This window comes from Sorangium sp. So ce1036, assembly GCF_051369805.1.
Taxonomy (GTDB): domain Bacteria; phylum Myxococcota_A; class Polyangia; order Polyangiales; family Polyangiaceae; genus Sorangium; species Sorangium cellulosum_F.
This window is the reverse complement of the sequence record NZ_JBBMOX010000001.1, coordinates 7,834,328-7,847,757: the sequence shown is the minus strand read 5'-3', so window position 1 is coordinate 7,847,757 and position 13,430 is coordinate 7,834,328. Positions and strand designations below refer to the sequence as shown.

11 protein-coding genes are annotated in these 13,430 nt (G+C 73.9%); 8 read left to right on the top strand and 3 right to left on the bottom strand.

The window, feature by feature from the left end:
• The first annotated feature begins 167 nt into the window (after positions 1-167).
• Both WMF31_RS29500 and WMF31_RS29495 read left to right on the top strand, forming a co-directional pair.
• Complete coding sequence (locus WMF31_RS29500) at positions 168-440, top strand: YgaP family membrane protein (protein ID WP_436605141.1); 273 nt, start codon at positions 168-170, stop codon at positions 438-440.
• Between the two features lie 317 nt (positions 441-757).
• Positions 758-1,750, top strand: a complete 993-nt coding sequence (locus tag WMF31_RS29495) for an aldo/keto reductase (RefSeq protein WP_436605140.1) — start codon at positions 758-760, stop codon at positions 1,748-1,750.
• 74 nt (positions 1,751-1,824) lie between these two features.
• On the opposite strand, the gene WMF31_RS29490 is transcribed toward WMF31_RS29495, so the two are convergent.
• The 3 genes from WMF31_RS29490 to WMF31_RS29480 all read right to left on the bottom strand — a co-directional run bounded on the left by WMF31_RS29490 (position 1,825) and on the right by WMF31_RS29480 (position 5,659).
• Positions 1,825-3,234 carry a PLP-dependent aminotransferase family protein gene (locus WMF31_RS29490; protein ID WP_436605139.1) on the bottom strand — a complete coding sequence of 470 codons (1,410 nt, stop codon included), beginning with the start codon at positions 3,232-3,234 and terminating at the stop codon, positions 1,825-1,827.
• Between the two features lie 385 nt (positions 3,235-3,619).
• Positions 3,620-4,474, bottom strand: coding sequence for a YwiC-like family protein (locus WMF31_RS29485; RefSeq protein WP_436605138.1), 855 nt, complete (start codon positions 4,472-4,474; stop codon positions 3,620-3,622).
• 78 nt (positions 4,475-4,552) lie between these two features.
• A complete protein-coding gene (locus WMF31_RS29480) occupies positions 4,553-5,659 on the bottom strand; it encodes a VWA domain-containing protein (protein WP_436605137.1) in 1,107 nt (368 codons plus the stop codon).
• Positions 5,660-6,165: 506 nt separating this feature from the next.
• Here WMF31_RS29480 and WMF31_RS29475 point away from each other — a divergent pair.
• The 6 genes from WMF31_RS29475 to WMF31_RS29450 are packed head-to-tail and all read left to right on the top strand — an operon-like array spanning position 6,166 to position 13,368.
• Positions 6,166-6,768, top strand: coding sequence for a response regulator (locus tag WMF31_RS29475; RefSeq protein WP_436605136.1), 603 nt, complete (start codon positions 6,166-6,168; stop codon positions 6,766-6,768).
• Positions 6,768-9,020, top strand: coding sequence for a chemotaxis protein CheA (locus WMF31_RS29470; RefSeq protein ID WP_129346362.1), 2,253 nt, complete (start codon positions 6,768-6,770; stop codon positions 9,018-9,020). The genes WMF31_RS29475 and WMF31_RS29470 overlap by 1 nt, the downstream gene beginning before the upstream one ends.
• Complete coding sequence (locus tag WMF31_RS29465; protein WP_129346363.1) at positions 9,013-9,552, top strand: chemotaxis protein CheW; 540 nt, start codon at positions 9,013-9,015, stop codon at positions 9,550-9,552. The genes WMF31_RS29470 and WMF31_RS29465 overlap by 8 nt, the downstream gene beginning before the upstream one ends.
• Positions 9,553-9,608: 56 nt before the next feature.
• Positions 9,609-10,100, top strand: a complete 492-nt coding sequence (locus WMF31_RS29460) for a chemotaxis protein CheW (protein WP_436605135.1) — start codon at positions 9,609-9,611, stop codon at positions 10,098-10,100.
• Entirely contained in the window at positions 10,097-12,460 is a 2,364-nt protein-coding gene (locus tag WMF31_RS29455) for a HEAT repeat domain-containing protein (RefSeq protein WP_436605134.1), read from the top strand. The genes WMF31_RS29460 and WMF31_RS29455 overlap by 4 nt, the downstream gene beginning before the upstream one ends.
• A complete protein-coding gene (locus WMF31_RS29450) occupies positions 12,457-13,368 on the top strand; it encodes a CheR family methyltransferase (protein WP_436605133.1) in 912 nt (303 codons plus the stop codon). The genes WMF31_RS29455 and WMF31_RS29450 overlap by 4 nt, the downstream gene beginning before the upstream one ends.
• The last annotated feature ends 62 nt before the right edge of the window (positions 13,369-13,430 follow it).

Here is a 13,430-nt window from a genome sequence, read left to right as displayed (position 1 = left end):
CGATCCATCACGGCCTCCTGGTGCCTTCGGGAGGCGGGCGGAAGCGGGGGAGGGGCACGCGCCGCGCATTGCGCGCTCGCGGCGACTTGCGGTCGGCCCCCGAGGGCCGATGTTCCCGGGGCACGTTGCGGGTCCACGGGACGCACGAGGGAAGCGAGGGGAGCGCGATGCAAGAGAATGTCGGTACGCTCGATCGAACGGCGCGGTTCGTTGCAGGCCCTCTGCTCATGGGTCTGGGCGCCACCGCGCTCGGCGGCCTCCGGGGTCGACCGAGGGGGCTCCTGGCGCTCGTCGCCGGAGCGCTGATCGCGGAGAGCGCCGTCACCCGGGTGTGCCCGGTGAACCGGCTGCTCGGGATCGACACGCGAGGGAATGCGCGCGGGGGCCTCATGGCCTCTCGAGGCCTGGCCTCCTGGATCGCCCGCGCCCTGGGCAGGTGATCGCGCGCTCGACGTGGGTGACGGCGAGTCGCTGTCACCGCCCAGTACATGACCCGGTGTGCGACCGCGGGCCGCGCGGCGATGTTGCGGCGGTATCGGGAGGAGGCCGCGGTGGCGATCCTCCACGCCGTCGTCACGAGCATCATCAACGCGATACAAGGGAGCCATGAGACGCGCACCGTTTCGCGGGCTGTTGCCCGTGCGGTTCGCACGATCTCCCGGTGGTCCACGAAGGCGCTGCAGCGGCGGTCCTCGTCCCCGCGCGCCTCTGGCCTCATCCCTGGGCCCGGACACGCGGTCCACGAGAGGAGGACGCCATGAAGCGACGATGGGAGAGAGCGGGTATCGAGACGAGCGCGCTGGGCCTGGGGTGCTGGGCCGTGGCCGGGAAGTGGAACGACCCGGGCGCGAGCTGGGAGTGGCACGGCACCGACGATGTCGAGTCGATCCGGGCCATCCGCGCCGGCATCGACGCCGGCGTCACGCTGCTCGACACCGCCGACGTGTACGGGTCGGGGCACAGCGAGGTCCTGGTCGGGAAGGCCATCGAGGGGATCCGCGACCGTGTCACCCTGGCCACCAAGTTCGGTCACCTCTTCGACGAGGAGCAGCACGCCAACCTGGGAAGGACCGACGCCAGCCCGGCGTACATCCGGCGTGCCGTCGAGGGGAGCCTGCGGCGGCTCGGGACCGATCGAATCGACCTCTACCAGCTCCACATCTGGGAACACCCGCCGGAGAAGGCCGGCGAGGTGGTGGAGGTGCTCGAGCAGCTCGTGAAGGAGGGGAAGATCCGCACCTATGGCTGGAGCACCGACGTGAAGGCCTCGGTCGAGGCGTTCGCCCGCGGCCCGCGCTGCGGCGCGGCCCAGATCCTGCTCAACGTGTTCGAGGGGAACGACCGGCTGATCGCGTACGGCGAGGGCAAGGGGCTCGCGCTCCTGTGCCGGAGCCCGCTGGCCATGGGCATGCTCTCGGGCCGGTACACGAAGGGGGAGACCTTGCCCCGCGGTGACGTGCGGACCAGCAACTTCGCGTGGATCACCTGGTTCAAGGACGGCAAGGTGAACCCCAACTACGCCCGCCGCCTGGAGGCCGCCCGCGAGATCCTGACCAGCAACGGCCGGACCCTGGTCCAGGGCGCGCTGGCGTGGATCTGGGCCAAGAGCCCGAACACCATCCCCATCCCCGGCTTCAAGAACACGGCCCAGGCCGTGGAGAACGCGCGGGCCATGGAGATGGGACCGCTCACCGCCGAGCAGGCGCGCCAGGTGTCGGAGCTGGTGGCGTACGAGGATCGGAACCTGTAGGGCCGCCCTGCGGCTCTCGGAGCGCTGGACAAAAACGGACCGAGCGCGGCGCCCGAGGCGCGGAGACGCAAGGCTCAGGGCGAGCGGCCCTCACGGTCCGCATGCCGCTCGACGAGGGCTGAGAGCAGCTCGAGGCCCTCGTCGAGCTTCTCGTCTGCCACGTTGCCGTAACCGATCACCAGCGCGTCGCCATCGCTCGACGGCGCGGCCCGGAACTCGTCCTCGGTCGAGATCCGCAGCCCCTCCGCGCTGCAGGCGTCGGTGAAGGCCGGGCCGAAGCGCCGCCCGCCGAAGCGCACGTGCAGGTGGAATCCGGTCTCGCCGCCGCCGGTGCGGACCTGATCCCCGTACCGGGCCCCGAGGAACGCGAGGATCGCCTCCAGCCGGGCGCGGTAGCGCCGCTTCATGGCGAAGATGTGGCGCTCGAGGTGGCCCTCCTCGATGAAGCGGGCCAGCGTCCGCTGGTGCGGGATGGAGCCCCGGAGGTTGGTGCGCCGCACCAGGTCCGCGATCGGGCCGACGAGGTGGGCAGGGGCGATGAGGTACCCGACCCGCACGAAGGGCGCCAGGCACTTCGAGAAGGTCCCCAGGTAGACGACGCGCTCGGCGTCGAGCGAGGCGAGCGGCGGGACCGGGCTGCCGCGGAAGCGGAACTCGGAGTCGTAGTCGTCCTCGAGCACCAGCCCCTCCGCCGGAGTGACCAGCTCCAGGAACTGCACCCGCCGCGTGAGCGGCAGGAGCGCGCCGGTCGGGAACTGGTGGGAGGGCGTCAGGTAAAAGAGCGCGCCGCGGGGCACCTCGCCCAGGCCGGACGGGAGCGCGCCGGCGTCGTCGACGTGCACCGGGCGGCAGCGGAACCCGGCCGAAGCGAAGGCGTCGCGGGCGAAGGTGAGCCCGGGCTCCTCGCAGAAGAGGGTCGTGGCGGGGAGGAGCCGCGAGAGCAGCGACAGGGAGTGCGAGGTGCCGGCGGTGATGCAGATCTGCTCCGGATCGGCGGCCAGCCCGCGGAACCGGTACAGGTAGTCGGAGATGGCCTGGCGCAGACGAACATCGCCGAGCGGCGGGCCGTACGAGAGATCGGCGGCCTGCGCCAGCGAGAGCGCGTCGTCGGCGGCGCGGCGCCACGCTTGCCGCGGGAACCTCTCGAGATCGGGGATGCCGGGGGTGAAATCGAAGCGGATGGTGGGCCGGCGGCGCCGGAGGGGGGCCGCCCCCGGGACGCTGGCGTGCGGCGCCCGCACCGGCAGCGCGGCGGCGTAGGTCCCGTGGCCCGCGCGGGTCTCGAAGTACCCCTCGCCGGTGAGCTGCTCGTAGGCGTCCGTCACCAGCCGCCGGGAGATGCCCAGCTCCGCCGCGAGCTGGCGCGAGGGGGGGAGCTTCACGCCGGGCGCGAGCTCGCCGGTGACGACCGCCTTGCGCAGCCCGTCCGCGAGCTGGAGCGAAAGCGAGCGCCGCGAGGCGCGATCGAGCACGATGCCGAACACGGCGCCGAGGATAGTGCCTCTCTCGGCACGAGGGGCGCCGGCTGTCGTCGGGATCCCGGCGACGTCCCCGGTCCACGGCTGTCGGGCTCGGCGACCCGACCGTTCGACGTGCTCACGGAGAGCGCGGAGCGCGGCCGGAGCTCACGCTCCGGAGCGTTCTTCTCTGCCGGCCCGCCGGGGCTGTCGGCCTCCTGCCGATCGCCCTGCTGGCGCTGCTCTCGGGCTGCACCGAGGGAGGGGCTCCGCGGAGGGCCGAGGCCGAGGCGCGGCAGGCGGAGAGCAATACCACCGCGAAGAGGCGGAAGGCCAGGAAGGCGGCCGAGGAGCTGTCACGGAGCAGGCATGAGTACGTCGCCCACGATCCGCGCGATGAGGGCAGCCGAGCTCAGCCCGCTGCGCTCACGCGCGCGCCGACCGCGAGGAGCACGCCGAGGAGCGCGCTCGCGCCCACCAGCGCCCACCCCACGCGCTTCAGGGCCCTGGGCGAGGGCGGCGCGGCCGCGATCACGATCGCGATCGGCAGCATCGGCGCCGCCGCGAGCGCTGCGAACCGCGGGAGCCCCCCCGCCCCGGCGGCGAGCGCGAGCAGCCCGCTCACGGCGACCGGCGCGGCGAGCCGGCGCGGCCACGCGATCGGCGACCGCGCGTGCGCGATGACCGTGCGGACCGCGAAGGTCGAGGCGATGAACGCGGCGGACCAGGCCGCCCACGCCCCCCAGGCGGCGCTGACGCTCACGCCCGAGCCCAGCGCGACCGGGAGCGACGCGGACGAGAGCGCCGCCGCCGCGACGATCTCGCCGACCGCCGTCTTCTCGACCCCGCGCGCGATGAGCGCCCCGAGCGCCGCCGCGAGCGCCACAGGGATCGCGAGCGCCGAGCGCGCGGCCGGAGGCACGAGCGCGAGGCCGAGGCCGCCGAGCAGCGCCGTCGCCGCGCCGAGGAGCAGGAGGCGCCGGATCGCTCGCCCGCCGTCCTCGCGAAGGGCGCGCGGCCCCCTGTGTCCCAGCGCGATGAGCGCCGGCTCGTGGCCGAGGAAGGCCGCGGCGCTCGCGAGCGCGAGCGCGCACGCGCCGAGGGTGGGGCGCCCCATCGCCAGCGCGGCGCAGAGCGGCAGGCCGAGCTGCCCGTAGGCGCCGTGCTCGCGGGGCGCGAGCGAGCGCGGCGACGGGCGCGCGCGGGGTCGGGGGCGGGCGCGCGCGTCGCCGTCCGCTCCGGCTGGCGGGATCTGCTGCGAGCCCATCGCCCGGAGCTTCTAGCACGGGGCGTGCTGGACGCGCTGGCGCGGAGACCTGCGCGGTCCCCTCGCCAGCGCCGCGCGTCACTTCGCCTCGACCTTGACGCCGGCGCTCGCCTTGAAGCTCGCCTTCCCGCGGCCGCCTCCGTCCCCGTCTCCCACGGGGGTGGTCGCCTTCAGATCGAACGACGGCGGCGTGTTGGGATCGCACTCCGGCGGCGGCCCGAACCCGTCGGCGTTGAACTTGTACGCGAGCGACCCCGAGGCCGACGGATCCTTTCGGATCGCCTTGATCTCCACCTCGTGCTCCCCGGCGCGCGCCGGCGTGCAGTACGAGAGCAGGTAGAAGCGCTTCATGTGCGCCTCGATCTTCGCGGCGATCTTGTCGAACGACTCCTTGACCTTGGCCTGGTCCGCGGCGAGCTCGGTCCCGTCGCGCCCGATCTCGTCGAGCCGCGCCTTCTCGATCTCGGCGCCCACGCCGACGACGAAGATCTGGTAGTTCTCGTAGTCTTCCTTGTCGATCTCCTCGAGCATGTCCTCCCGGCTCACGCGGTTCGCGCGATCGGTGCCGTCGGAGAAGACGACGAGCGTGCCGAACTTGAGCGGGCGGCGGTCCCTGTCGAGCTGCTTCTTGAGCTCGCGGATGCCCTCGACCACGCCGCCGTGGAGGTTGGTCGACGTGTCCCTCGGCTTGTAGCTGCGGAGCCCCTCGAGCCCGCCCTCGACCGAGCCCTGCGCCTCGGTGAACGGGACGACCGAGTGGATCTTCGCCTCGCCGTCGAACGCGTACACGCCGACCTTCTGGCTCTTGCCGACCCGGTCGCTGAACGACTGCGCCGCGTCGACGAGGGCGTCGGCCTGGCCCGACTCGGTGATGCTGCCGCTCATGTCGACGAGCAGCATCGTGTACATGACCGCCGCGACCTCGGGGTTCTGGATGGTCTGCTTGCTCTCGAACGTCGAGACGAGCTCGCCGTCCTCGTAGATCTCGAAGTCCTCGGCCGTGAGGCCGCCGACCGGCTCGTCCTCGCCGGCGTCGACGCTGAAGAACACCCAGACGTTGTTCGGCTTCTTCTGGGCGGAGTTGATCCGGGTGACCTGCAGCCCGCCGCCGCAGGCCACGCTGGAGAGCGCGAGCAGCGCGGCGAGCAGGATCCGGACCGCTGGAGAACAAAGGAGGATTTTCACGCCCGGGATTAGCGCGCATCGGGCGGCGCGCTGTCAATTCGGTGCCGCGGGCGCGCCTCGGTGCCGCGGGCGCGCCTCGGTGCCGCGGGCGCGCCTGCCGGGCGAGCCCGGCGCTGGACGGGCGGCTCGGCGGACGACTCGGCGGACCAGAGGAGCGGGAAAACAGGGCTCGCCCCGCCTCCCCGGGCCGATCGGCCCGGCCTGGGCGAGGCGCCGCCGCGGCGGCGCGCCCGTCTGCGCGGCGCCTCCGCGGCGGCGCGCCGGTCTGCGCGGCGGCGCGCCGGTCTGCGCGGCGGCGCGCCGGTCTGCGCGGCGGCGCGCCGGTCTGCGCGGCGGCGCGCCGGTCTGCGCGGCGCCGCGCCCGCATCGGGAGGCGATCGCGCCCGTTTACACCGGGAAGGAGACCGCCGTACATAGGCCGGCGCGCGTCCGAGGCGCGCGCGAGGCGCCCCCGGGCGCGCAGCGAGTTGCTCTCCCCAGGTGGATTTCCGTTACCCTGTCGCGGCATGGCACGCATCCTGATCGTCGAGGACTCGCCGGCAATGCGAGCGTACGTACGCTCGACGCTCGAGGACTGCGTCCTGGGGCTCGCGGGGGACGTCGACATCGTGGAGGCGATGAGCGGGTTCGACGCGCTCCGGCTCCTGCCGCGCGGCGCCTTCGATCTCGTGATCACCGACATCAACATGCCCGACATCAACGGGCTCGAGCTCATCCGCTTCGTCCGGCAGAGCGATCGCTACCGCCGCGTCGGTATCCTCATCATCTCGACACAGGCGACCGAGCGTGACGTGCAGCGCGGGCTCCGGCTCGGAGCGGACCGCTTCCTCCCGAAGCCGTTCACGCCCGAGGCACTGCGCGACGCGGTGATCGCCTGCCTCGAGGGGCGGACCGAGCGCGCGGAGGTCGCGGGCATGCCGCCGCCGGCGGACGCCGCGGTCACGCCGCCGCCGGCGCGCCGCGAGGACGCGGAGACGGCCCCGCCGCCGGCGCGCCGCGAGGACGCGGAGACGGCCCCGCCGCCGGCGCGCCGCGAGGACGCGGAGACGGCCCCGCCGCCGCCGCCTCGTCCCGGGCGCCCCGGGCCCGGCGAGGGAGGCGGGCGCTGATGGTCGACAGCGGCGATCGCGCGCGCGAAGAGTTCTTCTCCGAGGCGCAGGAGATCGTCGAGGGGCTCGGGCGCGACCTCCTCGCGCTCGACGAGGCGGTGCGGACCAACAAGGTCGACCCCGACGTCATCAACGACGTGTTCCGGGCCGTCCACACCCTGAAGGGGCTGGCCGGGCTGTTCGGCGCGACGCGGATGGCCACCCTCTCGCACGAGCTCGAGGAGCTGCTCGACAACCTGCGCCTCGGGCGCGTCGAGATCAGCGCGTCGGTGCTCGACCTGCTGTTCCGGAGCGTCGAGCTCTACGGGCGCATCCTCCAGAACGAGAAGGACGGGCGCGACGCGCCCATGCCCGAGGTCGACGACCTCCTCCGCCAGCTCCACCAGGACGCCGGCCCGAGCGAGGCCGGCCTCCAGGACGAGAGCTACGACCTCGATCCGGGGCTGCTCTCGGTGCTCACCGAGTACGAGGAGCACCGGCTCCGCACGAACATCGCGAGCGGGATGACCCTGTTCCGCCTGCGCGTGCAGTTCCACCTCGCCACGATCGACCAGGCGCTCGACGACCTGAAGATCACCGCGAAGCCGTACGGCGAGATCATCACCTACCTGCCGACCGGCGCGGGCGCCGACCAGGACTCGATCGAGCTCGACATCCTGATGGCGTCGCGCGCGCCGCTCGACGAGCTCCAGCGCGCGCTGCACCAGGCCGGCGCGGTGGTGGAGGAGATCCCGCGGCGGGCCGACGGCCACGGGCGGGTCCCGACCGGGATCCCCTCGATGTCGGCGGCGCTCCGGGGCGGCGCGCCCACGGGCGTGTCGCGGGCGGTCGACCTGACCGGATCGATGGCGGCGAGCCCGCCGTCGAGCGCGCGCGGCGGCCGCAAGGGGGAGCTCAGCTCCATCCGCTCGGTCGCCCAGACGGTGCGGGTCGACATCCACAAGCTCGACCGGCTGATGAACATGGTGGGCGAGCTGGCGCTCGTCCGGTCGGCGCTCGGCCGCCTCGTCGAGCGGCTGCGCTCGACGCCCACCGAGCGCGAGCTCTCCCTCGACCTCCACCGGCTGCAGCGGACGTTCGACCGGCACCTCGCCGCCATGCAGGCGGGCATCCTCGAGGTCCGGATGGTCCCGCTCGGGCAGGTCTTCGACAAGCTCGCCCGCGTGGTCCGCCAGATCAGCCGCGACGCCGACAAGCTCGTGAACCTCGTCATCACGGGCGCCGAGACCGAGGTCGACAAGCTCATCGTCGAGGAGCTCAGCGACCCGCTCATGCACATGATGCGCAACGCGATCGATCACGGGATCGAGCCGAAGAGCGCGCGCGAGGCGGTGGGCAAGCCGGCGGTCGGCACGATCGCGCTGAACGCGTTCCAGAAGGGCAACCACGTCGTCATCGAGATCGAGGACGACGGCAAGGGCATCGACGTCGACAGGCTGCTCGACGTCGCGCTGCGCCGCGGGGTCGTGTCCCAGGAGGACGCGCGCACGACGAGCTACCGCGACGTCCTGAACTTCATCTTCCTGCCCGGCATCTCGACGAAGAACGACGTCAGCGAGCTCTCGGGGCGCGGCGTCGGGATGGACGTCGTGAAGACGAACATCCGCAAGCTGGGCGGCGTCATCGACGTGAACAGCGAGCCGGGCATCGGCACCAAGATGACGGTGACGCTGCCGATCACGCTGGCGATCATCAGCGCGCTCATCGTCCGGGTCGCCGACCGGCTGTTCGCCATCCCGCTCACCAACGTGCAGGAGGCGGTGGCGCTCGACGAGAGCACGGTGCGCCAGATCGACGGCCGGGAGATGATCACGCTGCGCAACAGCACGCTGCAGCTCTGCTACCTGGCGCGGCTCTTCGGCCTGAACGAGGAGGAGGAGCTCAGCGCGCGCATCGCCGGGCTGCTCGGCGGGGCGCGCGCCGGCTCGGCGGCGCGGGCGGCGGTGAGCGGCGGGCGGCGGGGCGACGGCCGCGCGACGCTCGGGCTGCAGGGGGGGAGCAAGCGCAAGTACATCGTGGTCGCGTCGGTCGGCGCGCGCAGGCTGGGGCTCGTCGTGAGCACGCTCATCGGCCAGCAGGACGTCGTGATCAAGGCGCTCGGCCCGTCGCTCGCGTCGGTGCGCGGCTTCGCCGGCGCCACGGAGCTCGGCGATCAGCGCATCGCGCTCGTGCTCGACGCCCCGGCGCTCATCGAGGAGATCCTGCACGGCGGCGACCGGCAGCGGAACGATCCGCGGAGCACCCATGGCTAACCTCACCCGAAGGCCCGCCCGGACACCTGTCTCGAAGCGGAACCCGCGCGCCGCCGCGAGCGGGCCGCGGACCGAGTACCTCGCGTTCACGCTCGCGGGCGACACGTACGCCGCGCCCGTGTCGCTCGTGCGCGAGATCCTGAAGCCGCCGCCGCTCACGCCGGTGCCGCGGGCGCCCGAGGCGACGATGGGCATCGTCAGCGTGCGCGGGCAGCTCGTGACGGTCATCGATCTGCGGCGGCGGATGCGGCTGACCGAGGCGGCGCCGACGCGGCGCGCGCGCATCCTGCTCGTCGACGCGGCGGCGAGCGGCGAGACGCTCGGCCTGTTCGTCGACGAGGTCCAGCAGGTCTACCGGCTCGCCGACGCCGAGATCGAGCACGCCGCGACGGCGCTCGGCGGCGACGTGGCGGGCTACATCGCCGGCATCGCCCGGCCGATGCACGGCGCGAGCGCGCCCGAGGGCACCCAGGGCGAGGCGCAGCCGCGCGTCATCATCCTGCTCGACCTGCAGGCCATACTCGCGTCCTAAGGGACGAATCGTCCGCGCCCGGGCGGCTCACAGCGCCCGGGAGCTCGGAGGCTCAGATGCCGTTGACTGGAGAGCGCAGCCGTCCCGACCCGCAGAAGAGCCTCGTCGGCTTCGTCGTCGGCGACGTCCACTACGCCATCGACATCACGCGGGTGCGCGAGATCGTGAACCCGCTCGACGTGACCGCGCTGCCGCACACGCCGCCCGAGGTCGCCGGCGTCGCCAACCACCGCGGCGACGTGGTGCCGGTGATCGAGCTCCGGGTGCGCTTCGGGCTCTCGCCGATCGATCCGAGCCGGAGCACGAAATGGATCCTCGTCGACGTGGGGACCCACACGGTGGGGCTGGTCGTCGACGCGGTGACGGAGGTCTTCGGGGCGAGCGGCGACTACCGGCCGACGCCGCCGGTGGGCGGCAGCAACGATCTGCGGGGCATCGTGGGGGTGACGACCCATGACGAGCGGATGATCTTCGTGCTCGACGTCGGGCGCTTCGTCGAGCTCGCGCTCGCGCTCGCCGCGTCCGGCGTCCTCCCGGAGGCGCAGTGAGCCGCGCGTTCGACGATCTGGGCCTGTTCGGGGGCGCTCGCACGAGCGACGCGGGCCTGTGGCCGGGGGAGGCCGACGCCATCGCGCCGAGCGTGCGGAGCACGCCGGTGCCGATCTCGGCGATCGCCGCGGCGCTCGACGCGGACGACGCGGAGGAGCGCCGCCAGGCCGCCGCGCGGCTCGGGCGGGCGGCGGACATCGCCGAGGCGCTGCCGCTCTTGCTGCGCGCGCTCGGGGATCCCGACTGGCGCGTCCGCAAGGAGGCGACCTACGCCTGCCACCGGCTGATCCAGGCCGCGCCGACCCAGGTGGGCCCGGGCAGCGAGCTTCCGTCCCCGACCCAGGTTGAGGAGGTTGAGGAGGAGGAGCCGACCCTGGTCGTGGCGACCCAGGTTGGGGGAGAGCCGACCCAGGTTGGGGGAGAGCCGACCCAGGTTGGGGGAGGGCCGACCCAGGTTGGGGGAGGGCCGACCCAGGTTGGGGGAGGGCCGACCCAGGTTGGGGGAGGGCCGACCCAGGTTGGGGGAGAGCCGACCCAGGTTGAGGTGACCCAGGTTGGGGCGGGCGCGGCGACCCAGGTTGCGGACGTCACGGACGTCACGCCGAGGAGCCGGCCTCCGGCGAGCGCCTCGCAGCTCCTCGTCGAGGCCCTCCTCGGCGCGCTCCGGACCAGCGACGACGTGGGCCTGCGGAACGCGGCCATCGAGGTGCTCGGCTACTGCGGCCGCGACGCCACGCCGGCGCTCTCGGCGGCGCTCGGCGAGCTCGCGGGGGACGAGCGCAAGCTCGTCGTCGACGCGCTCGGTCGCACGCGCGACCCGGCGGCGCTCACCGCCCTCTACGCCGCGCTCTCGGAGAAGGACGACAACCTGCGCCAGAGCGCGATCGAGGCGATCGCCGGCATGGGGCTCATTGCCCGCGAGCGGGTGACGGAGATCCTCTACGAGCGGCTCAGCGACCGGGATCGCTTCGTGCGGCTCACCTCGCTGAACGGCCTGAACGCCCTCGAGGCGCCCGTCCCCTGGCGGGTGCTCTCGCCGCTCATCGACGACCCGATCCTGCGCCCGGCCGCGCTGGTCGCCGCCGCGCTCGCGGAGAGCCCGGAGGCCCCCCGGGCGCTGGTCTCGGCGCTCGCGACCGCGCGCGGCGGCGCGTTCGCGCAGCTCGTCCGGGCGCTCGCGCGGCTCGCCGACGGGCCGCTCGCCCCGCACGCCGTGGACGCGCTCCGCGCGGCGCCGCCCGAGGTGGGCGCCCGCCTCGTGCAGGCCGTCGCCGCCCCCCACGCGCTCCCCGGCGTCGCCGATCCGCCGTCGTGGCGCGGCCTCGGCGCGGATCCGGTGAGCGGGCGCGCCCAGGCGCTCCTGCTCGCGGCGATGGCGCGCGCGCCGGGCGCGGCCGAGGCCGCGGTGCAGGCCATGATCGAGCCCGCGCTCGTCGAGACGGCGCAGCGCGCGCTCTCGCTGCTCGGCGGCGAGGCGCTGCCCGCGGTGCTCGACTACCTCGACCGGCACGTCGACACCGACCCGGATCTCTGGGAGGGCGTCGACGACGCGACCGCCGCGCTCATCGACGGCGCCGTGGCGATCGCGGAGCAGGACGGCGGCGCGGGCGCCCCGGCGGCGCCGGGCCTCGGGCCGTCGCTCGACCTCTTGCTCGGCGCGGTGCGCGGGTCGGTCCGGAGCCCCTCGACGCTCGTGGCGACGAGCGCGCTCTACGGCCTCGCGAAGATCGGCACCGCCGACGACTTCTCGCTCGTCGTGTCGCAGACGCGCGCCGTCTCGCTGCCGGTCGCGCGCGCCGCGGAGAGCGCGCTCGCGGGGCTCACGGAGCGCCACCCCGAGGCGGCGCGCGCGCTCGCGCGGGAGCTGACGCGCGAGGAGCCGACGTACCTCGCCGCGGCCATCGTGATCGAGGCGCTCGGCGAGGCGGGGCCGGAGGAGATCGCCTTCCTCACGAACGCCGCGTCCACGGGCGACGTGCGCGCGCGCCGCGCGGCCGTGACCGCGGTCGCGGCGGCGGCCGGCGCGGCCCCGGCGCTCGACGTGCTGAGCCTGTCCCTGGCCGACGAGGAGCGCGAGGTCCGGCTCGCGGCGGCGCGCGCGCTCGGCCGCCTGTACAAGGCGCTCCCGGAGCCGGAGAGCGGCGAGCGCGCGCGCGCCCGCGAGCTGCTCCGGCTGGTCCGCGCCTCGGGGGAGCCCGAGCTCGTCGCGGCCGCGGCGCAGGGGGGCGCCCCGTTCCGCTCGGATCCACCCTGGAGCGACGCGGGGGAGCGGCTGACCTTGCCCGGCGCGCAGGGCGCCGGCGAGGGGCCCTCGTCCACGGGGTCGCCCGGTGGTCCGCCGTCGGGGAAAGCCTTGTGAGCCGGCGGGGGCACGACGAGATCCGCCTCCTGCCCGACGAGTTCCAGAGGCTGAGGGAGCTGTTCAACAAGCATTGCGGGCTCCAGTTCGGGCCCGAGGCGCGGACGTCGATGGAGCGCCGGCTGCGCGAGCGGGTCGTCGTGCTCGGGCTCACGTCGTTCAGCCAGTACTACGAGTACCTCCGCTACCACAGCCGCGGGCGGGCCGAGCTCGACGAGGCGCTCGACGTCATCACGGTCAACGAGACGTACTTCTTCCGCGAGGACTACCAGCTCCGCGCCCTCGTGGCCGAGATCGTGCCGATGCTCGTCCGGGCGGGGGGCGGGAGGGGCCGGCTGTCCATCTGGAGCGCGGGCTGCTCGACGGGCGAGGAGGTCTACTCGATCGCCATCGCCGCGCGGGAGTCGGGCGCCGCCGAGCGCTGCGACGTCCGCATCTTCGGCAGCGACATCTCTCGCCGCTGCGTGGTCGCCGCGCGCAAGGGGGTCTACGGCGCCTCGTCCTTTCGCGCGACGCCCCCCGAGCTCAGGCGGCGCTACTTCACCGAGCGGCCCGACGGGTTCCACGTGGTGGACGAGCTGCGCTCGCTCTGCCAGTTCGGCCACCTGAACCTGCTCGACTCGTCGCGGGCCGCGGTGGTAGGGCGGGTGGACGTCATCTTCTGCCGGAACGTCCTCATCTACCTGGACGAGGAGTCGCGGCGCCGGGTGATCGAGATCTTCTACGAGCGCCTCTCGCCCGGCGGGTTCCTCCTGCTCGGCCACTCCGAGTCGCTCCTGAACGTCTCGACCGCCTTCGAGCTCGTGCACCTGCGCGAGGATCTCGTGTACCGCAAGCCGGCTGCCACGCTGCGGCTGGGCCTGTCGGCGATCGCGCCGGAGCGGGGCGATGGGGGAAAGGGTGAATGAGGAGCGCTGGAGGTCGGGGCTGTGCGGGCGACGGGTGGTTTCATGGCGCCCCTGGTGGGCTA